This window comes from Pseudomonas sp. CFBP 13711 (assembly GCF_014842265.1).
Lineage (GTDB): Bacteria > Pseudomonadota > Gammaproteobacteria > Pseudomonadales > Pseudomonadaceae > Aquipseudomonas.
Map to the genome: position 1 here is coordinate 122,069 of NZ_JACYVI010000012.1, position 19,299 is coordinate 141,367.

Annotated in this window: 17 protein-coding genes and 2 pseudogenes; 9 read left to right on the forward strand and 10 right to left on the reverse strand. The window is 63.0% G+C overall.

All coding sequences use genetic code 11. The annotated features are described in order from the left end of the window. Position 1: 1 nt before the first annotated feature. The 4 genes and pseudogenes from IFT47_RS21010 to tspO all read left to right on the forward strand — a co-directional run bounded on the left by IFT47_RS21010 (position 2) and on the right by tspO (position 2,079). A complete protein-coding gene (locus IFT47_RS21010; protein ID WP_192173922.1) occupies positions 2-1,030 on the forward strand; it encodes a sensor histidine kinase in 1,029 nt (342 codons plus the stop codon). A gap of 86 nt (positions 1,031-1,116) precedes the next feature. Next, positions 1,117-1,365, forward strand: a complete 249-nt coding sequence (locus IFT47_RS21015; RefSeq protein WP_192173923.1) for a hypothetical protein — start codon at positions 1,117-1,119, stop codon at positions 1,363-1,365. Between the two features lie 65 nt (positions 1,366-1,430). Then, positions 1,431-1,526 (forward strand): annotated as a pseudogene (locus IFT47_RS28255) (aromatic alcohol reductase); the annotation flags it as partial. A 112-nt stretch (positions 1,527-1,638) separates the two neighbouring features. Then, entirely contained in the window at positions 1,639-2,079 is a 441-nt protein-coding gene (tspO, locus tag IFT47_RS21020) for a tryptophan-rich sensory protein TspO (protein ID WP_192173924.1), read from the forward strand. 6 nt (positions 2,080-2,085) lie between these two features. Here tspO and IFT47_RS21025 read toward each other — a convergent pair. After that, positions 2,086-3,293, reverse strand: a pseudogene (locus IFT47_RS21025) (MFS transporter). A gap of 105 nt (positions 3,294-3,398) precedes the next feature. Here IFT47_RS21025 and IFT47_RS21030 point away from each other — a divergent pair. Together IFT47_RS21030 and IFT47_RS21035 are read left to right on the forward strand one after the other, a co-directional pair. After that, positions 3,399-3,947, forward strand: coding sequence for a TetR/AcrR family transcriptional regulator (locus tag IFT47_RS21030; RefSeq protein WP_192173925.1), 549 nt, complete (start codon positions 3,399-3,401; stop codon positions 3,945-3,947). Positions 3,948-4,037: 90 nt separating this feature from the next. Further along, on the forward strand, positions 4,038-5,327 hold the full coding sequence (locus tag IFT47_RS21035; RefSeq protein ID WP_192173926.1) for a leucine-rich repeat-containing protein kinase family protein: 1,290 nt from the start codon (positions 4,038-4,040) through the stop codon (positions 5,325-5,327). A 155-nt stretch (positions 5,328-5,482) separates the two neighbouring features. Here IFT47_RS21035 and IFT47_RS21040 read toward each other — a convergent pair whose 3' ends face one another. The 7 genes from IFT47_RS21040 to IFT47_RS21070 all read right to left on the reverse strand — a co-directional run bounded on the left by IFT47_RS21040 (position 5,483) and on the right by IFT47_RS21070 (position 13,489). Further along, complete coding sequence (locus IFT47_RS21040) at positions 5,483-6,187, reverse strand: YebC/PmpR family DNA-binding transcriptional regulator (RefSeq protein WP_192173927.1); 705 nt, start codon at positions 6,185-6,187, stop codon at positions 5,483-5,485. Between the two features lie 192 nt (positions 6,188-6,379). After that, positions 6,380-7,153 carry an enoyl-CoA hydratase gene (locus IFT47_RS21045; protein ID WP_192173928.1) on the reverse strand — a complete coding sequence of 258 codons (774 nt, stop codon included), beginning with the start codon at positions 7,151-7,153 and terminating at the stop codon, positions 6,380-6,382. Positions 7,154-7,238: 85 nt separating this feature from the next. Next, positions 7,239-8,429, reverse strand: coding sequence for an acetyl-CoA C-acyltransferase (locus tag IFT47_RS21050; RefSeq protein WP_192173994.1), 1,191 nt, complete (start codon positions 8,427-8,429; stop codon positions 7,239-7,241). 37 nt (positions 8,430-8,466) lie between these two features. Next, on the reverse strand, positions 8,467-9,234 hold the full coding sequence (locus IFT47_RS21055) for a 3-hydroxyacyl-CoA dehydrogenase (protein ID WP_192173929.1): 768 nt from the start codon (positions 9,232-9,234) through the stop codon (positions 8,467-8,469). 131 nt (positions 9,235-9,365) lie between these two features. Continuing rightward, positions 9,366-10,760, reverse strand: a complete 1,395-nt coding sequence (locus IFT47_RS21060; protein ID WP_192173930.1) for a DHA2 family efflux MFS transporter permease subunit — start codon at positions 10,758-10,760, stop codon at positions 9,366-9,368. A 40-nt stretch (positions 10,761-10,800) separates the two neighbouring features. After that, positions 10,801-11,472, reverse strand: a complete 672-nt coding sequence (locus IFT47_RS21065) for a TetR/AcrR family transcriptional regulator (protein WP_192173931.1) — start codon at positions 11,470-11,472, stop codon at positions 10,801-10,803. Between the two features lie 88 nt (positions 11,473-11,560). After that, entirely contained in the window at positions 11,561-13,489 is a 1,929-nt protein-coding gene (locus IFT47_RS21070; protein ID WP_192173932.1) for a bifunctional sugar phosphate isomerase/epimerase/4-hydroxyphenylpyruvate dioxygenase family protein, read from the reverse strand. 202 nt (positions 13,490-13,691) lie between these two features. On the opposite strand from IFT47_RS21070, the gene IFT47_RS21075 reads away from it, so the two are divergent. Beyond that, a complete protein-coding gene (locus IFT47_RS21075) occupies positions 13,692-15,032 on the forward strand; it encodes an MFS transporter (protein WP_192173933.1) in 1,341 nt (446 codons plus the stop codon). 11 nt (positions 15,033-15,043) lie between these two features. On the opposite strand, the gene IFT47_RS21080 is transcribed toward IFT47_RS21075, so the two are convergent. After that, complete coding sequence (locus IFT47_RS21080; protein ID WP_192173934.1) at positions 15,044-15,931, reverse strand: DMT family transporter; 888 nt, start codon at positions 15,929-15,931, stop codon at positions 15,044-15,046. Positions 15,932-16,153: 222 nt separating this feature from the next. Between IFT47_RS21080 and IFT47_RS21085 the strand changes: the two genes are divergently transcribed. Continuing rightward, the gene (locus IFT47_RS21085) at positions 16,154-17,065 is read left to right on the forward strand and encodes a LysR family transcriptional regulator (RefSeq protein ID WP_192173935.1); all 912 of its coding nucleotides are present in this window, start codon (positions 16,154-16,156) and stop codon (positions 17,063-17,065) included. 293 nt (positions 17,066-17,358) lie between these two features. Continuing rightward, positions 17,359-18,123, forward strand: a complete 765-nt coding sequence (locus tag IFT47_RS21090; RefSeq protein WP_342345385.1) for a 2-keto-4-pentenoate hydratase — start codon at positions 17,359-17,361, stop codon at positions 18,121-18,123. 229 nt (positions 18,124-18,352) lie between these two features. On the opposite strand, the gene IFT47_RS21095 is transcribed toward IFT47_RS21090, so the two are convergent. Beyond that, positions 18,353-19,261 carry a LysR family transcriptional regulator gene (locus tag IFT47_RS21095; RefSeq protein WP_192173936.1) on the reverse strand — a complete coding sequence of 303 codons (909 nt, stop codon included), beginning with the start codon at positions 19,259-19,261 and terminating at the stop codon, positions 18,353-18,355. Positions 19,262-19,299 lie beyond the last annotated feature (38 nt).

Consider the following 19,299-nt stretch of genomic DNA (forward strand, 5'->3'; position numbering starts at 1 on the left):
CATGAGCGAATTCGACAGCAAGGACGCAACCGGAGGCACAGACGCCGACCGAGAATTCGAGCGACTCGCGCACAAAAAGGAACGGGCCTTGGCGCACCTGGCGTTCCTGCGCCGAGAGCTGCACGAGGCCGAAGCCTCTGCCGGCGCCGGGCTGCATATCGAATTGCTGGTGGAAGCCAATCAGAAACTGGTGCTGGCGGCGTTGGCGGCGCAGGCGCAGGCACAAGCGCCCGCTGCCAGTGCGCACGCTGATGTCTATCAGGATCTGCGCGAGGCCAACGAGCATCTGGTGATTTCTGCGCTCCACGCGCAGACGTTGCAAGCCCAGGCTGAACAGGCGCTGGCCCAGCAACGCACGGCCATGGCCTCGGTAGCCCATGAAATGCGCAACCCGCTGACGCCCATCAGCATGATTGCCGAGCGCATGGTGCGCACGTCCAGCGACAGACTGCCGGAAATGCGCAACCTGATCGAAGGTCAGGTGCAACATCTGTCGCGCATGGTGGAAGACTTGCTCGACGTCTCCCGGGCAAGCACCGGAAAGCTGCGCCTGAGCTACGCCCACCTCGACATCGTGCAGATCATTCAGGAAGCGGTGGACGCCTGCGCGCCGCTGATGCACAAGAAAAACCTGCACATGGACGTCAGCCTTCCCGACGCGCCGGTACGGGTCAACGGTGATCACATCAGGATTGTGCAGATCTTCACCAACGTGCTGACCAACTCGGCCAAATACACGCCGTGCGGCGGCAACATCGAACTGCGTGCCGAGACCGTTCCGGAAGGCTTGAAGATCGTGGTCTCCGACAACGGCATCGGCATTTCCGCCCAGGCATTGCCGGTGATCTTCGATCCTTATGTGCAGGACACCCAGGCCATCGGCTTCAATGGCTCGGGACTGGGCATCGGGCTGACGGTGGTCCGGCAGCTGGTGGAAGCCCATGGCGGCAGCGTTACCGCCCACAGCGAGGGCGAAGGCAAGGGCTGTCATTTCACTATTTTGTTTCCACTGGTGGGATCTGCGCTGTAACTCGGCCACAATACGCCCCCGATCCCAGGCTCCAGGGCTTCACGCCTTTCGGTTCGCCGCCAAACCCAACCCCCCAGGACTGAGCAATGCCTCAAGAGCGAATCGCTGCACTTCGGCTTCCCAAACCCATTCAGGGTGCGATCGACGATCTGGTGCGCGCGTTGAACGCCGCCACCACCAAGGAAGACCTCGAACGCGAGGCCGCCATGGAAATCAGTTTCATCCTCAGCCTGGAGACCAGCAGACGTCTTCGCCCGCCAGACGTAGAAACGCTGTACATGATCTTCGACGACGCCGTACAGGAACGGCTCAGCCAACTGGCGGATCAGTCCTGACCGGACGGCTCGCCGCCTCCCTCGCTGGCACGTCACACCGCTGCTTTGTCATACCGCCGCCGCGCCGCCGTAAACCCCTCCGCCTGTTCGACGAGCAACTGGATGTGCGCGACCTGTTGCGCGCTCAGTCCAGGACTGGATGGGTGATCATCTCCACGGGCTGGCTCGCGATTAATCTCTCTGGGCAGATACGGATTTTTCCGGCGCAGACGCATCCAATGCCGAGACGGCCCCAGGGCCTGCACCTCAAATGGTTTCAGCAAAGGACCCCACATGACTTTTTACATTTACCTCATTGCCTGCTGCGCGGCGGCCAGCACCGGCATCATTTTCAAACCCGGCAGCTGGTATGAATCGCTGCAAAAACCACGGTTCACCCCGCCCAACTGGGTGTTTCCGGTGGCCTGGACGACCATTTATCTGCTGCTGGCCTGGGCCGGTTATCGCCTGACCCTGACCCCCGGCAGTGAGACCGTGCTGGCGTTGTGGGCCGCGCAGATTGCCTTGAACACGCTGTGGACGCCGGTGTTCTTCGGCGCCCACCGGATCATGGCGGGCATGATCATTATCTTGCTGCTGTGGCTGGTGGTTGCCGCGATGGTTGTGCTGGGGATCCAGCTGGACCTCATCACCGGGCTGATCCTGTTCCCCTATCTGGTGTGGCTGACCGTGGCGTCGGCGCTGAATTTTTCGATTCTGCGTCATAACCGATAACGCGGATCAGGCAGCCCTGGCGCGGCCGGCTCGCTGAATCACCAGACCGGCCAGCGCCGACACCGCCAGCAAGACCACCACCCCGCCATAGACATTCGTGGTGGTCACCAGTCCTGCCGTCTTGATCGACACGCCGGCCAGCAACGCCGGTATGCAAAACGCCAGATAACTCAAGGCCAGAAAGGCCGCCATCAGCGCACCCCGCGCTCGTGGGCGTGGGCCAATGGCAGCAACAGCCGCAGGGCGCCGAGGAAGCTGGCCCCGAAGCCAACCCCCGCGACCACGGCGCCGGTGAAGAACAGCCACAGCCAGCCCAGATTCACCGCCGCCAGAATCACTGAAACCCCGATCGCCAGAAAACTGCAGCCCACCAGCAATGCCAACCGGGGCGCGCGCAGGCGCAGGTTATGGATCGAAATCGCGCCACTGATGGTCAGCGCTGCCACGGCAAAGCCGCCGTTGAGTACCGAGGTCGAACCGGTCGCGGCAGTCAGCAGCGACGGCGCGAGCGACAGGAAAAACCCGCCCAGCGCCCAGGCGGCGATGTCCGCGGGCAACACCAGCAACAGCGTCCCCCGCGCCTGGGCCGGTACGGCGAGCCGCGGCCGCAGGGTTTTCAGCACGCCCGGTTGCGGCGTCACTGTTTCAGCGATCCACAACAGATACACCGCCTGACCGACGAACGCCGCCAGAAGCAAACCATAGGCGAGGCCCATGGGCAGCGGCGCGTATTCCACCAGCGCACTGGTGCCAAGGGCGCCCAGTGCCATGCCGAACATCGGCGTGATGCTGTTGAGCAGCGGACCCTGCTGCGCGTCACTGTCGAGCATCGCGGCACCCAACGCGCTGGTGGCGATGCCCGTCGCCACGCCTTGCAGCACCCGCGCAACGATCAGCCAGCTGACGTCGGTGGCAGCGATGAACAGCAGCATCGAGACGATCTCCAGCAGCAGCCCGATGAAGATCACCGGACGGCGACCGAGGTAATCCGACAGCGAGCCGAACATCAGCAGCGTCGCCAACAGGCTCAAGGCGTAGACGGCGAAAATCACCGTCAACAGCGCCGAGGAAAAGCCCCACGCCTGTTGATAGAGGTGGTAAAGCGGCGTCGGCGCACTGGACGCGGCGAAGAAACACAGCAGCACGAAAGCCAGAAATACCAGGTGGCTCCGCCCCCGACCATCGACTTGCGGGTTCTGCAAAGAATCAGACACGAGTACACTCTCCCGAAAAAGCACGCCACAAAAGCTATTAATTAGCTTTAGCAGTGTGCGAGCAGCGTCTGCTTAAAGCAAATACTTTGTGTTAGGGTCCGCACCATGGCTATCAAAGAAGGCATTCGCACCGGCGGCCGCAGTGCCCGGGTGCAGACATCGATTCACGCGGCGGTCCGCGATCTGCTCCAGGAGCAGGAGCGTTCGGCCCTCAGCGTGCCCATGATTGCGGCCCGCGCCGGTGTCACGCCGTCGACCATTTACCGGCGCTGGGGCGACTTGACCTCGTTGCTGGCCGACGCCGCTGTCGAGCGTCTGCGCCCCGACGAACCGGTGGATTGCGGCAACCTGCGCGATGACCTGCGCACGTGGGTCGAGGTCTATCTCGAAGAAACCAACTCGGCGCCGGGCCGCGAAATGATGCGCGACGTGGTCGCCAGCAGCGCGACGCTGTGCTCGGGCAAGTGCCTGAACATGGTCCGCGATCAACTGCAGATCATCATCGACCGCGCCCGGGAGCGCGGTGAACAGAGTCCTTCGGCGGATGATCTGGTCGACGCCGTCGTCGCGCCCATGGTCTACCGCATCTTGTACGCCGAATCGGCGCCGTCCCTTGAGCGCATGCATCAATTGCTGGACCGCTGCCTGAATTGATCCCTCACCCGTCGCGCTCGTAGCAAACGAGCAACGACCGGGCTGACTGGTTATCATGGCCGCCCATTGATCACAGGCACCCTTCCCCCCATGCACACCCTTGCAGACCTGCGTGCCGGCAAACTGGCAGGCATCACGCGGCTCAATCTCAGTGCCGACCTCAGTGGATTTCCCGAGGAGATTTTTAGCCTCGCCGATTCGTTGGAGGTGCTGGACCTCAGCGGCAATCGGCTGACTGACCTGCCCGCCGACCTGCACCGGCTCAAGCGCCTGAAAATCCTGTTCTGTTCGAATAATCCCTTTACCCGCCTGCCGGAATGCCTGGGCCTGTGCGAGCAGCTGTTCTTCGTCGGCTTCAAGGCCTGCGAGATCGTCGATGTTCCCCCTAGAGCATTACCGCCCTCGTTACGCTCCCTGGTGCTGACCGACAACCGCATCGAAACCCTGCCTGAAGCCATCGGCGACTGTGCGCACCTGCAGAAGCTGATGCTCGCGGGCAACCGGCTGCGGCAATTGCCGGAATCACTGGCCCGCTGTCAGCGCCTGGAACTGGTGCGGATCGCGGTCAACGATTTCCATGAACTGTCGCGCTGGTTGCTGGAGATGCCCGCGCTGGCCTGGCTGGCGTTTGCCGGCAATCCGTTGAACGACATCCACACCGAAGCGCCAATCCGGCAGATCCCGTGGCCGCAACTGACGCTGCAACAGGTGCTGGGCGAAGGCGCGTCCGGGGTGATTCAACAGGCCCAGTGGCGCCCGGACCAGGACGCGACGGCGCTGGACGTCGCGGTGAAGCTGTACAAGGGCGATGTCACCAGCGACGGCTCGCCGTTGAACGAGATGCAGGCGTGCATTGCGGCGGGTCGTCATGCTCATCTGATTCCGGTGCTCGGGCAGATCCAGGACCACCCGCAGGGCGCTCGCGGTCTGATGATGGAGCTGATTTCGCCTTCTTTCGTGACCCTTGCGCGTCCGCCGACCCTTGAATCCTGCACACGGGACACGTACGTCGACACCCGGCTGACTCTGTCCATCGTGAAGCGTATGGCCGCCGGGATCGCAGCGGCGTGCGCACATTTGCACGGGCATGGGATCAACCACGGTGACCTGTACGGCCACAACATTCTCTGGAACGAAGGTGGGGACAGCCTGCTGGGGGATTTCGGCGCAGCGGCGTTTTACCCGGATGAAGAAACGGGACGCAGGCTGGAGCGCGTTGAAGTGCGCGCGTTCGGGCTATTGCTGGGGGAATTGCTGGACTGCTGCCGGGATAGCGATTCGCAGGTTGCCGGGTTGCGGGCACTGGCGCGGCGTTGCGTGCAGGCGGATGTAATGCAGCGGCCCGGCTTTGCGGAGATCGAGCAGCAGTTTAATCAGTAGGACCCAATCAAGAGCACGCCGCGCAACCTGTGGGACCGGCTTCAGCCGGGAAGAGGCCAGCGTGGACACCCTCGATTTCGCAGTGTACCCATCGACGCCTTCCCGGCTGAAGCCGGTCCTACAACGACCGATTCAGTCAGTTGGCCCGGTCAGCCTTACCCCGCCAAGCCGACGTACACGTTTTGCACGTCATCGTGGCTGTCGATCGCTTCGAGGAAGGCTTCCACTTCGGCCATCTGCTCGTCGCTCAGGCCTTCAACCGGGTTTTTCGGGCGGTAGCCGATCTTGGCGGATTCAACGGTGAAGCCGAACTCGGGCAGCGCCTTGCACACGGCGTCGAGGTCGGTGGTGTCGGTGTAGAACGTCGCAACGCCCTCTTCGCCTTGTTCAACATCCTGAGCGCCGGCTTCGATGGCGGCTTCCTCGGCGTCCGCTTCGGGTGATGCAGCAACCGCATCGATCATCCCCAGGTGATCGAAATCCCAAGTAATCGAACCCTCGGCACCCAGTTGGCCCTTGCGGAACAGCACGCGGATTTCCGAGACGGTGCGGTTGATGTTGTCAGTCAGGCATTCAACGATGACCGGCACTTTATGCGGCGCGAAGCCTTCGTAGGTGAGTTTCTCGAAGTGCACGTGCTCGCCGAGCAAACCGGCGCCTTTCTTGATGGCACGCTCCAGCGTTTCGCGCGGCATCGAGGCTTTCTTGGCCTGCTCGACCACCAGACGCAGGCGCGCGTTCATGTCGGGGTCAGCGCCGGAGCGTGCGGCAATCATGATCTCTTTGGACAGTTTGCCGAAAATACGCCCCTTGGCGTTGGCTGCCGCTTCTTTGTGTTTGACCTTCCACTGTGCGCCCATGATTGCTCTCTTGTTCCGGTGGCGATAAATCGCTCGGATCCGACGCGTCTTGCGCGTCGGGCCGATGGCGATAAACGCTGAAAATAGGGTGATCGAAGATGACAAGCCGGGGGTGAACCTCGGCGACCGGCGCATTTTATACACGCTGGCGCCAGAAGACACCCCTGAGACGCGCCACCGCCCTGACCTGAATCAGCGATGCTTGAACGCCGGCTCGCGCTTCTCGATGAACGCCGCCATGCCTTCCTTCTGGTCCTCGCTGGCAAACGCTGCATGAAACACTCGGCGTTCGAAACGAATCCCTTCGGCCAGGCTGACTTCAAAGGCCCGGTTCACGCTTTCCTTGACCATCATGGCCGCCGGCAACGACTTCGCCGCAATGCCGGCCGCGACGTTGAGCGCCTCCTCCAGCAACTGGTCCTGGGGCACGATGCGCGCGACCAGCCCGGCACGCTCTGCTTCGACGGCGTCGATCAGGCGCCCGGTCAGGCACATTTCCATGGCCTTGGCCTTGCCGACCGCGTGGGTCAGACGCTGGGTCCCGCCCATGCCCGGCAGCACGCCCAGCTTGATTTCCGGCTGGCCAAAGCGCGCGTTGTCGGCCGCCAGGATGAAGTCGCACATCAGCGCCAACTCGCAGCCCCCGCCCAAGGCAAAGCCCGAGACGGCAGCAATGATCGGCTTGCGGCGGTTGGCCACCCGATCGCTGTCACTGAACAGGTCGTCCAGATAGATCTGCGGGTATTTCAGCTCGGCCATTTCCTTGATGTCAGCCCCGGCAGCGAAGGCTTTTGCCGAGCCGGTCAGCACGATGCAGCCGATGCCGTGATCGCGTTCCAGCTCATCGAGGGCATGGTTGAGTTCGCTAATAAGCTGCGCATTCAGGGCGTTAAGCGCCTCTGGACGATTGAGGGTCAGGAGTGCAACGCGACCTCTGACCTCTTTGAGGATTGTCGTGTAATTCATTGTTTTATAGACCTTTTATCATGTAGAACGCCAGTCAGCCGCTATCACAGATCTAACCTGCGAAACATGGCGCAACCCATTGATATCAAACGATAAGCTCGACCGCCATTGCCGTCGCCTCGCCGCCGCCGATGCAAATGGCCGCGACACCTCGCTTCAGTCCACGCTGCTTCAACGCCGACAGCAAGGTCACCAGAATCCTCGCCCCCGATGCGCCAATGGGATGGCCCAACGCGCAGGCGCCGCCGTGCACGTTGACCTTGTGATGGGGCAGTTCCAGGCGGGCCATGGTGACCAGCGCGACGACGGCGAAGGCTTCGTTGATCTCGAACAGATCGACCTCGGCCAGGGACCAGCCGGTCTTGCTCATCAGCTTATCGATCGCGCCCACCGGTGCGGTCGGAAACAGCCCCGGCTCATTGGCGTAAGCGGCGTGGCCATGGATGACCGCCAACGGCTTGAGCACACGTCGTTGTGCTTCGGACTGGCGCATCAGGGTCAAGGCCGCGGCGCCGTCGGAGATCGAGCTTGAGTTGGCGGCTGTCACGGTGCCGCCCTCGCGGAACGCCGGTTTCAGCAACGGGATCTTGTCCAGCTTCGCTTTGGGCGGCTGTTCGTCCTGGCGAATGGTCTTGCGCTCCTTGCCGACGGTGACTTCCACCGGGACGATTTCAGCGTCGAACCAGCCGCGCGTCATGGCCTCCTGCGCCCGGGTCAGCGAGGCGACTGCAAAACCGTCCTGGGCTTCCCGACTGAAATTTCCAAGCCCGGCGCACTCCTCGGCAAACGTGCCCATCAAGCGGCCTCGGTCGTAGGCGTCTTCGAGGCCGTCGAGGAACATGTGATCGATGATCCGGCCGTGGCCCATGCGGTAACCGCTGCGGGCCTTCTCCAGCAGATACGGCGCGTTGGACATGCTTTCCATGCCACCGGCGATGACCACGTCGGCGCTGCCGGCGAGCAGCATGTCGTGGCCGAGGATCGCCGCCTGCATGCCCGACCCGCACATCTTGTTCAGGGTGGTGCAGGTCGTGTCATCGCTGAGCCCGGCGCCCAATGCCGCCTGACGCGCCGGCGCTTGTCCCAGCCCGGCTGGCAATACACAACCGAACAGCACTTCGTCGACCTGCACGCCATCGATGCCCGCGCGCTCGACGGCGGCGCGGATGGCAGCGGCGCCCAGTTGCGGCGCGGTCAGGCTCTGGAGATCGCCCTGAAAGGCGCCCATGGGCGTGCGCACGGCGCTCACGATCACCACGGGGTCGTCGTTCAACATCTGGCGTTTGTTCAAAGACATGATGGGGTTTCCTCGATTAGCGAGCGGCCATGCGCAAGGCGCCGTCCAGGCGGATCACTTCGCCGTTGAGCATGCTGTTTTCGATGATGTGGCGGGCCAGCGCCGCGTACTCCTCGGGCTTGCCCAGGCGTGGCGGGAATGGCACGCCGGCCGACAGGCTTTCGCGCACTTGCGGGGTCATGCCGGCCATCATGGGGGTTTCGAAAATGCCCGGAGCGATGGTCATGACGCGAATGCCGTAGCGCGCCAGTTCACGGGCGGCGGGCAGGGTCAGGCTGACGATGGCACCCTTCGAGGCCGCGTACGCCGCCTGGCCGATCTGGCCGTCGTAGGCGGCGACCGACGCCGTGTTGATGATGACGCCACGCTCACCGCCTGCATCGGCCGTGCTTTCGGCGATAGCCACAGCGGCGAGGCGCAGCAGGTTGAAGCTGCCGATGAGGTTGACGTTGATCACCCGGCTGAAACTGTCGAGGCCGTGGGGACCTTCTTTGCCGAGGATTTTCTCTGCGCCGACGATGCCGGCGCAGTTGATGACGCCGTTGATATGGCCGAACGCACTGAGCGCTGCATCCACCGCGGCCTGAACAGCGCTTTCCTGGGTGATGTCGCTGACGCTGGCGCGGGCTTTGTCGCCCAATTTTTCCACCTGGGCCGCGAGCGCCTCGGCGTTGACGTCCACCAGCATCACGCTGGCCCCTGCGTCGATGAGCATCTGCGCGGTGGCCGCACCCAATCCGGACGCGCCGCCACTGACCAGAAATACCTTGCCTTGGATCTGCATGATTGTGTCGTCCTTACACTTTTATTGTTGGAGTGGCGAAATACTCCGCTCTGCCGCGCCGATGGGCAATGGTCAAAGCGCGCAGAACGTCTGGTGGTTTTGGCCAGTGGCGCTTCGTGTTTGCCAGCAGGTCAGGCCTTGGGTTGCAGCAGCGCTGCACCGGCCTGGGCCGACACCCGGCGGTTATCCAGCAGCGCCAAGGCCGCGATCACCGCGACGCCAATAAACGTCAGCTGGAAATCAGCGGTCATCGCCTGCCCGTCGTTGCCATGGAGGGCCATCGCGCCGCGCAACAACAGCGCAGCAATCGCGACGCCCAAGCCCATGCTCAACTGGAAGCACATGCTGAACATCGTCGACGCATCGCTCATCTGCGTTTTGGGCACGTCGGCGAAACCCAGCGTGTTGAACGCGGTGAACTGCATCGAGCGGGACAGCCCGCCGATGAACAGGATCAGCAGGATCATCGGCCAGCCCATGGCCTGATCGAGCAGCGCGCAGGCGGCAATCGCCGCCACACCGATGCAGCCATTGACCAACAGCACCTGACGAAAGCCCCAGCGCTGCATGATTGCGCTGGTAAAGGGTTTCATCGCCAGGTTGCCCGCAAACACCCCCAGCACCAGCAGCCCGGCGTCGAACGCGGACAGGCCGAAACCCAGCTGAAACATCAGCGGCAGCAGGAACGGCAGCGTGCTGATGGCGATCCGGAACACCGAACCGCCCAGCAGACTGACGCTGAAGGTGCGGATGTGCACCACCGCGACGTTCATCAGCGGCTGCGGATGCCGACGCATGTGGCGCCAGGCCAGCGCGCCGCAGACCACGCCGAGCGCCGTTACCGCAAGGCCCGGCCACTGACTGCCATCGCCCTGCCCCAGCCGTTCCATCCCGAACAACAGCGCCGTGCAGGCCACGCCCAGCAGCAGGAAACCTTTCAGGTCGAACGGCCGAGTGCTGACTTCATTGCGCTTGGGGATGAGGATGAGGGTGGCAATCAGCGCCGTGACGCCGAGGGGCAGGTTAAGGTAGAAAATCCACGGCCACGACGCGTGGGTAACGATGAACCCGCCCAGGGGCGGCCCGAGTATCGGCGCCACCAGCCCGGGCCAGGTGATCAGCGAAATGGCCCGCACCAGGTCTTTCTTTTCAGTGGCGCGCATGACCGCGAGGCGCCCGACCGGGACCATCATTGCGCCGCTCATGCCTTGCAGGACCCGGGCGGCGACGAACGTCTCAAGACTGTCGCTGATGCCGCACAGCATCGAAGCCACCGTGAACAGCACGATGGCGCCGCCGAACACCCGGCGTGAACCGAGTCGGTCGGCCAACCAGCCGCTGAGGGGAATGAACGCGGCGATCGCCAGCATGTAGGCGCTCATGCCGATATTCAGATCCACCGCCGCGACGCCGAAGGTCCGGGCCATTTCCGGCATGGCCGTGGCGATCACCGTGGCGTCGAGGTTTTCCATGAAAAAAGTGACGGCCACCAACAAGGCGATCAGCGTGGATTGGCGTTGCGACATCGTCGGGTCCTCAGGCGAGCGTGGCGTTGAACGTGCCGGGTCACGGCATCAGGTAGCGCATCACCGCATCACAGATCATCGCTTTTTGCCGGGCCTTGACCGCTTCGTCTTCCAGGTCGATCTGGAAAATCTCGGAAAAGGTATGGCGGTTCGACACCCGATAGAAACAGAACGAGCTCATCAGCATGTGCAGATCAACGGCCTGTACGCCTGGCCGGAACACGCCGTCCTGCTCGCCGCGCCGCAAGGTGTCGTCCAGCGCCTGCAAGACGTTCCGGCTCAGCTCGCGGATGGTCGGAGACTGTTTGACGTTGGCGCCGTTGTGGATGTTTTCGATGCACACGATGCGCACGAAATCGACGTTGCGGTCGTGGTGATCGAAGGTGAATTCCACCAGCCGCCTGACAGCTTCTTCAGGCGCGAGCACGCCGAGGTCAAGGCTGCTTTCCGTGGTGCGAATGTCGCCGTAGAGCTTCTCCAGCACTTCGGTGTACAGCTGCTCCTTGCTGTTGAAGTAGTAATAGATCATGCGCTTGGAGGTTTGCGTGCGTTCGGCGATCGCATCGACGCGGGCGCCGGAGAGCCCCTGGGCGACGAACTCGGCGACGGCCGCCTGAAGGATGCCGTCGCGGGTTTTCTCCGGATTGTTCTTGCGGGACTTGCGCGGGGCGTCTACGGGCGCTTCGGCGAGGCTGTCGTCAACGGTTTTCATGCGGGGCTCACGACCACGGTGGAATCGCGGGATTATGGGCTGCGCCTGTGCGTTACGGAAGTGGTGCGTGCCGATGCGCTACACGTCATCAGAACCGTGCGGAGCCGCTGCGGGCCCTGGCCATTGCCGCCAGGCGCACTGCCGCATTCGCCTCGCCGTACCCGGCGTAACCCTTCCTGCGCTGGAGGATTTCAAAAAAGAAACGCCCCTCGAACGCCTCGGTGAAGGCGTGAAACAGCTCGCCACCGTCGGCATCGCGGTCATACAGCACGTTGTGGTGGGCCAGTTCGTCAAGGAATGCGGCGTCGAAACCGAACCGCGCGCCCAGGTCATCGTAATAGTTCTGCGCAATGGCCAGCCACGGCACGCCTGCCGCTTTGGCGCGGGCAACCTGGGCGAAGATGTCGTCACAGGCAAAGGCGATGTGATGAACGCCAGAGCCACCGTAGCTCGACAGTGCGTGGGAGATTGCCGTGTTGCCGCGATCCGGTGTGTTCAGCGGCAGGCGCACGGTGCCGCAACGGCTGCGTAACGACCGGCTCCTCACCAGACCGTGAGGGTCAGGCAGCAGCTGGTCGGCATCGGCCACAAAATCCAGCACGCTTTTGTAGAACAGCACCCGGCTGTCCAGGCTGTCGGCCGGCAACGCCATGGCCACATGATCGATGCACTGCAAACCGCTTTGCGTCGGAGACTGCGGGCTCAGGATGAGGTCGCTGTCCCAGCTCGATTGCCCAGCCGCGGCAGGCTTGACCAGGTAAATACGGCTGCCGTCCGGCGCACGCACCGCCGGGAGCTCCCGATCATCAGGCCCCACCGGACCCCTATAGATTTCGGCATTGAACTGACGCGCCCGCTCCAGCGCGTCAGCGCTGTTGTCCACCCGCAACCCCATGGCGCGCAGCGACGGGCCGGGGGCTTCAAGGGCTGAGTCAGCGAAGGAAGCGGCAGCGAAAGGCATCTGAGGTAAGGACAAGCGCTCGGCGTTCAACACGATATTGATATCGCCCTGCCCCAGCATGGTCACGGCTTTGCTGCGGTGCTGACCCAGGGTGCCGAAGCCCAGGCCATGCAGCCAGCTGACCAATCGCGCACTCTGGGCATCCTCCACGGCAAACTCGAGAAACTCGACGCCGTTGCAGGCGCTGGGTGCCGGCGGATGGAACAACACTAACGGCGCGACGGGTTGAGATGGCTGCTCCAGCAGCGCGCGGGTTTGCTCCTCCAGATACAGCAACGAACGCAGGCCGTCGGCGGCGTTGGCCCGAGTGGGCGCGGCGCGAAACACGTCGTTGAAAATCTCCAGCGACAGCGGGCCGGTGTAGCCGCTGCGCAGGATCGCCGCAAGAAAACCGGGGCAATCGAACTCGCCCTGCCCCGGAAAACACCGGAAATGCCGGCTCCACTCCAGCACGCCCATGTTCAGCAGCGGCGCGTCGGCCATCTGCACGAAGAAGATCTTGTCGCCGGGAATCTGCGCAATCCCGCTCGGATCGCCCTTGAGCGACAGCGTGTGGAAACTGTCGAGCAGCACGCCGAGGGCGGGATGGTCGACCTGCCGGACGAGATCCCAGACCTGCTGCCAAGTGTTGACGTGACGCCCCCATGCCAGCCCTTCATAACCCACGCGCAGCTGACGCGCCCCAGCCCGCTCGGCGATCGAGCCAAGGTCACTGAGCAGTATGTTTCGCTCGCCCAGGGAATCGCTGGCGGTATTGCTGCACACCAGCATCAGGTCGGTGCCAAGTTCGTGCATCAGGTCGAATTTGCGCTCGGCACGGTCGAGGTTGCGCTGCAGGTGCTCGCGGCGACAGCCCTCGAAGTCGCTGAAAGGCTGAAACAGGGTGATGGCGATGCCCAGATCCGCGCAGAGCTGGCGCACCTGGCGCGGACTGCCGTCGTAACAGAGCAGGTCGTTTTCGAAGATTTCAACACCGTCAAACCCTGCGGCGGCAATGGCTTCCAGCTTTTCCGGCAGGGTGCCGCTCAAGGAAACGGTGGCGATCGATCGCTGCATGCGGGGGTGGCTCCTGAATAATCACATGGCGCTCGGCACGATGATGGGGCTCGAACCGGGCGGGCGTTCATGGGATTATTCGCGCCGCTGCATGGGACATCAACTGAAATGAACCATACGGTTAGTTTTATGACGCTATGCGGGGCCAAGGCCTTGGCCGCGCGGACATCACCATAACAATTTCAAAACAGGCTTGATGCTTATGCGGTCCCCTTCTGCTTCGCCTGCCCCGGTCGCCTCCCACCCTGCGCCTCCCCACGCCAGTGTGAGCGAAAAAATTCGCGGCGCCCTGGCCGTCGGCAAAACCCGTTGGGGCATGCTGGCACTGGTGTTCTTCGCCACCACCCTGAACTACATCGACCGCGCCGCACTCGGCGTGATGCAACCGATCCTGGCGAAACAGATGAGCTGGACGGCGATGGATTACGCCAACATCAACTTCTGGTTCCAGGTCGGTTACGCCATCGGTTTTCTGCTGCAGGGGCGTTTCATCGATCGGGTCGGCGTCAAGCGCGCGTTCTTTCTGGCGGTGCTGCTGTGGAGTGTTGCGACAGGCGCCCATGGCCTGGCCACTTCGGCAGCGGGCTTCATGGTCTGCCGGTTCATTCTCGGCCTGACCGAAGCGGCGAATTACCCGGCCTGCGTCAAGGTCACCCGGGTGTGGTTCCCGGCCGGCGAACGCGCCGTGGCCACCGGCATATTCAACGCCGGCACCAACGTCGGTGCGATGGTCACGCCCGCCCTGTTGCCGCTGATCCTCACGGTGTGGGGCTGGCAGGCGGCGTTCATCTGCATGGGCGCGCTGGGGCTGGTCTGGGTCATCACCTGGCGGCTGACGTATTTCAATCCGCAGGAACATCCCACCGTGCGCGCCAGTGAGCGGGCCTACATCAACAGCGAGGCCGAGCCTGAGACTGAGACTGAAGCGGAAAAAGTACCGCTCTCGCGGATCCTGAAGATGCGCGGCACCTGGGCCTTCGCCCTCGCCTACGCCCTCACTGCGCCGGTGTTCTGGTTCTATCTGTACTGGCTGCCGCCGTTTCTGAATCAGCAATACAACCTGGGCATCAGCGTGACGCAGATGGGCATCCCGCTGATGCTGATCTGGCTGACCGCCGATTTCGGCAGCATCGGCGGCGGCATCCTGTCGTCGTGGCTGATCGGCCGGGGCATGCGCCCGATGACCGCGCGCTTGCTGTCGATGCTGATTTTTGCGATGACGATCATTGGCGTGGTGTTCGCCGCCAACGCCAGCGGTCTCTGGGTGGCCGTGCTGGCGATCGCCCTGGCGGTGGGTGCGCATCAGGCCTGGACGGCGAACATCTGGAGCCTGGTCATGGATTACACGCCCCGGCACATGATCAGCACCGTGTTCGGCTTCGGCGGCATGTGCGCGGCCATCGGCGGCATGTTCATGACGCAGATCGTCGGCGCCGTCCTGACCGCGACCCACAACAACTACAGCGTGCTGTTCACCCTGATCCCGGTGATGTACTTCATTGCGCTGATCTGGATGTATTTCATGGCGCCGCGCAAATCATGAAGCCGCTGTCGTCAGCCACCCTTCTTGCGCTGTTGCCACGCCGCCGCCAAGCCGCTGAGGCAGATGATCGCAATGCCGGCCTGGGCGACAAGCGACGGTGAGTGATTGAAGACGATGTAGCCCCACAGCCCGGCGAAGACGATCTGGCAGTAACCGAACGGCGCCAGCATGGCCGGCGCGGCGAAGCGGAAGGCCTGGGTCAGCATCAAGTGCGCGACCATGCCGCAGGTGCCCAGCGCCAGCATGAAGGGGATGTGTTTCCACTCCGGCGACTGCCAGAAGAACGGCACGATGGCGCTCATCAACAGGCTGTTGAACAGCCCGGCGAAGAAGTTGCTAGTGGTCGGGCTGTCGTGGGCCGCGACCAGACGGGTCAGCAGCTGATAGCAGGCGAAACAGAACGCCGAGCCCAGCGGCAGTAACACCGCCGGCCGAAACAGCTCGCCACCGGGATGGACGATGACCAGTACCCCGCTGAAGCCCACCAGCACGGCGATCCATTGCCCGCGGCTGACCGTCTCCTTGAGCAGTGGCACCGACAGCGCCGTGACCAGCAGCGGCGCGAGGAAGTTGACCGCGGTCGCCTCGGCGATCGGGATGAACATCAGGCCACTGGTGAACAACAGACTGGTGCCCAGCAGGCACACCGCGCGCAACGCCTGCAAACCCGGGCGCTTGGTGCGCAGCACACGCAGGCCCGACGACGGCATGAAAATGCACGCCATCAGCCCGGTGTGCACCACATAGCGCACCCAGACCACCATCATGATCGGGTAGATGCCGGAGAGGTATTTGGACAGCGTGTCATGGCTGGAAAACAGAAAGGTCGCAAACAGGATCAGTGCGATGCCTTTCAATGGCTGGTTGACGCCGGAGAGTGGCGTGCTGGTGGTGCTCATCTGCGTTCCTTTGGCCTTGCGTGAATGCGGGTCTGTCCCTTGCCGTGTCGAGCGCCGGCCTTTCGTCGAGGAATCCAGTGTCAGCAAGAATATAGAAGGCGTCGCCGGAGCACCAAGCAAACATGACCGCCCGGGCGTTTTTCCGACTGTCTGGATCAGACCTTTCCGCTCGCCCGGATTTGCCGCAGACTGCCGCTCTCGTTGGCTCGAAACGGACGCTCAGTGGACCGCATTCAGGAAATGACCCTTTTTGCCGCCGTCGCCGAAGGCCCCAGCTTCGCGGCGGTGTCGCGCAATCTGAATGTGTCCACGGCCACCGTGACCCGCGCCGTCGCGCAACTGGAAGCGCGGCTCGGCACCTTGCTGATCGTGCGCACCACCCGGCAGTTGCGCCTGACCGAAGCCGGCGTGCGCTTCGCCGACGACTGCCGCCGCCTGCTGGCCGATCTGCACGAAGCCGAAAGCGCCGCTGCTGGCATTCATGCCACGCCCCGCGGGTTGCTGACCATTACCGCGCCCCAAGTGTTCGGCGATTTGCACGTCACGCCGGTCATGACCGACTACCTGAGTCAGCACCCGGAGGTGCAGATCCGGGGCCTGTTGATGGACCGGATTGCCGGCCAGCTGGAAGAAGGCATCGACGTCTCGGTGCGCATCGGCGAGTTGCCCGACTCATCGATGACGGCCATTCAGGTCGGCACCGTCCGGCGGATGGTCTGCGCCTCCCCCGCTTATCTCGCTGCCCACGGCACGCCCCGGCACCCCCACGAACTCATCGAGCGCGAAACCGTGTCCGTGATGATCACCGGTCGGAGCCCCGCGTGGACCTTCCGCATCGAAGGCCAGCACCAGGAAGTAAAGGTGCAGTCGCGGCTGTCGATGACATCGTTCACTGCGTCCATTCATGCTGCCATTGATGGCTGGGGGCTGACCCAGGTGCCGTCCTATCAGATTCGCCGACACCTGCAGGCGGGCACCTTGTGCGCCGTGCTCGAAGACTTCGAGGTCACGCCGATGCCGGTTTACGTTGTCTACGTCGAGGGGCGACGGGGGTCATCCAAGGTGCGCTCGTTCGTTGATTTCTGCGTGCAGCGTTTGCGCGCGGACCTGCATTACAGCGCCGGGCCGGGTTGATGGCGGGGCACTCCCACAAGTCCTGCACCCACCGAAAATCCCGAGCCGAACACCACCCCGTGGGAGTCGAGCTTGCTCGCGAAGGCTTACTTTCAGTCCCCAGAAAAGTGGCTGAATGCATCGACTTCTTCGTGAGCAAGGTGGAGCGCCACCCCGGTCACTCGCACCGGACACCCCAGTCTCTCCCTACCTACTGAAATAGGGTTAGAGTGGTCGCGCTGGCTCCGTCATCCTTCGACACAGCAACAAAAGGAACGGGGCGCTTTCCATCAATTGCCTGAAGGAAGACCCGCGTGAATCCATCGTCTCACCCAGCGAACATTGCCGAATTGATCGTCGCCGCCATGGGCGCCGGTCAGAAAATCACCGAAATCCGTCCCGAATACGTGCCCGACGACGCGGCCAGTGCCTACGCGCTGCAGCGCGAGATTCTGCGTCTGCGCGACACCACCGTGGGCGGCTGGAAGGTCGGCGCCAAGTCGCCGACCGGGCCAATCAATGGCGCGCTGTTGCCGGACGACGGTATTTTTGCCAGCGGCAGTCAGGTTGAGTGCGTCGACTATCCGTCGCCGATTCTGGAGCTGGAGATCGCGTTTCGTCTTGGCCGCGAATTCACCCCTCGCGACGAGGCGTATTCGGATGAAGACGTGCTGAGCAGCATCGCGACGATGGGCGCGACCATTGAAGTGGTGTCTAGCCGGTTCGCGGCCTGGCCGAAGATCGAGCCATTGCTGGCCCTGGGCGACCTGCTCAACCATGGGGCGTTGGTCATCGGTGAGTTTGTCGACTACGACGCCAGCTTTCCGTTTGTCGAGCCTGCGCTGAGCTTCACTTATGGCGATGAAGACATTGTGCCGGGCGATGGTGCGAATCCGGCCGGTGACCCTCGGCGGTTGCTGCCGTGGCTGGTCAATCACCACACGCAGAATGGGTTGAGCGTGACGCCGGAGATGGTGATTACGACCGGTTCCTATACCGGGATGTACAAGACCACCGGACCGGGTCTGGCGGTTGGCGAGATTCGCGGGCTGCCGGTGGTCTCGGTGGAGTTGATTTAGGTTCCTCGGTCGCCATTGGTGGGACCGGCTTTAGCCGGGAAGACGTCGGCGTATCCAATATATCTTCAGCGCCAGTTACAGCCCCTTCCCGGCTAAAGCCGGTCCCACTAAAAGCAGCGCGCGCTTTCTGGGCTGTTCCCGACTGAAGCTGGTCCTGCCGACCGCGCACGACCTGTGGGACCGGCTTTAGCCGGGAAGCCTTTGATTTGGGTGCTTCGGGGATCGTTGCTCATCCCTGGCGCCAATACGCCGGCCGGTTGTAGACCTCTTTCAGAAACGCGATAAAAAACCGCACTTTCGCCGGCAGGTAATGCTGCTGCGGGTACACGCCCTGGATGTCGTAGCTGGGCAAGGCGAATTCGTCCAGCACGGTGACCAGCGCGCCGCTTTCAACCTCGTTCTGAATCTCCCACGTCGAACGCCAGCTCAGGCCCAGCCCGCGCTTGGCCCAGTCATACAACAGCTCGCCATCGTTGCAGTACAGGTTGCCCGCAACCTTGATCGCCACCGGCTTGCCCTCGCGCTGAAATGTCCAGCCGCGATGCTGCCCGCCCTGCAGGTTGAACGACAGGCAATTGTGCTGCGCCAGATCCTCAAGCACCTGGGGAAACCCATGCTCGGCGAAATAAGCCGGCGAACCGCAGACCACGCGTTTATTGGCGTACAGCTTGATGGCGACGTAGTTCGGGTCCAGCACCTCGCCGATGCGGATGCTCATGTCATAACCCTCACGCACCAGATCCACCACGTTGTCAGTCAGGTTGAATGACAGCTGCAAATCCGGAAACCGCGCCTGGAATTCCGGCGCATGGGGCGCCACGTGCTGACGGCCAAACCCGGCGGGCGCCGAGACCACCAGATGGCCCCGCACGCTGCTTTCGTTCTCGCTGATGCTGGCGTCCAGCTCCTCGAACGACTGCAACACCAGCTTGGCGTTCTCCAGGTACGACTCGCCGGCATCGGTCAGGGTCAGGCCCCGCGTCGAGCGATGAATCAGCTTTACGCCCAGGCGATCCTCCAGCGCGCTCAATCGCCGGCCCATGATCACCGGCGTCACCCCCTCCACCAGCGCCGCGGCGGCAAAACTGCCACGGGTGGCCACCAGGACGTAGCTGCGCAATTCCGTATAGCGATCCATTCGATACTCCAGATACCGATAGAACGGATAAAAACAGC

Coding starts and splice junctions, on each gene's coding strand:
- IFT47_RS21050 (WP_192173994.1), bottom strand. CDS start 8,429: ATGTTGAACGACGACCCCGTGGTGATCGTGAGCGCCGTGCGCACGCCC.
- IFT47_RS21075 (WP_192173933.1), top strand. CDS start 13,692: ATGCGGTCCCCTTCTGCTTCGCCTGCCCCGGTCGCCTCCCACCCTGCG.
- IFT47_RS21060 (WP_192173930.1), bottom strand. CDS start 10,760: ATGTCGCAACGCCAATCCACGCTGATCGCCTTGTTGGTGGCCGTCACT.
- IFT47_RS21065 (WP_192173931.1), bottom strand. CDS start 11,472: ATGAAAACCGTTGACGACAGCCTCGCCGAAGCGCCCGTAGACGCCCCG.
- IFT47_RS21010 (WP_192173922.1), top strand. CDS start 2: ATGAGCGAATTCGACAGCAAGGACGCAACCGGAGGCACAGACGCCGAC.
- IFT47_RS21030 (WP_192173925.1), top strand. CDS start 3,399: ATGGCTATCAAAGAAGGCATTCGCACCGGCGGCCGCAGTGCCCGGGTG.
- IFT47_RS21035 (WP_192173926.1), top strand. CDS start 4,038: ATGCACACCCTTGCAGACCTGCGTGCCGGCAAACTGGCAGGCATCACG.
- IFT47_RS21095 (WP_192173936.1), bottom strand. CDS start 19,261: ATGGATCGCTATACGGAATTGCGCAGCTACGTCCTGGTGGCCACCCGT.
- IFT47_RS21055 (WP_192173929.1), bottom strand. CDS start 9,234: ATGCAGATCCAAGGCAAGGTATTTCTGGTCAGTGGCGGCGCGTCCGGA.
- tspO (WP_192173924.1), top strand. CDS start 1,639: ATGACTTTTTACATTTACCTCATTGCCTGCTGCGCGGCGGCCAGCACC.
- IFT47_RS21045 (WP_192173928.1), bottom strand. CDS start 7,153: ATGAATTACACGACAATCCTCAAAGAGGTCAGAGGTCGCGTTGCACTC.
- IFT47_RS21015 (WP_192173923.1), top strand. CDS start 1,117: ATGCCTCAAGAGCGAATCGCTGCACTTCGGCTTCCCAAACCCATTCAG.
- IFT47_RS21040 (WP_192173927.1), bottom strand. CDS start 6,187: ATGGGCGCACAGTGGAAGGTCAAACACAAAGAAGCGGCAGCCAACGCC.
- IFT47_RS21080 (WP_192173934.1), bottom strand. CDS start 15,931: ATGAGCACCACCAGCACGCCACTCTCCGGCGTCAACCAGCCATTGAAA.
- IFT47_RS21070 (WP_192173932.1), bottom strand. CDS start 13,489: ATGCAGCGATCGATCGCCACCGTTTCCTTGAGCGGCACCCTGCCGGAA.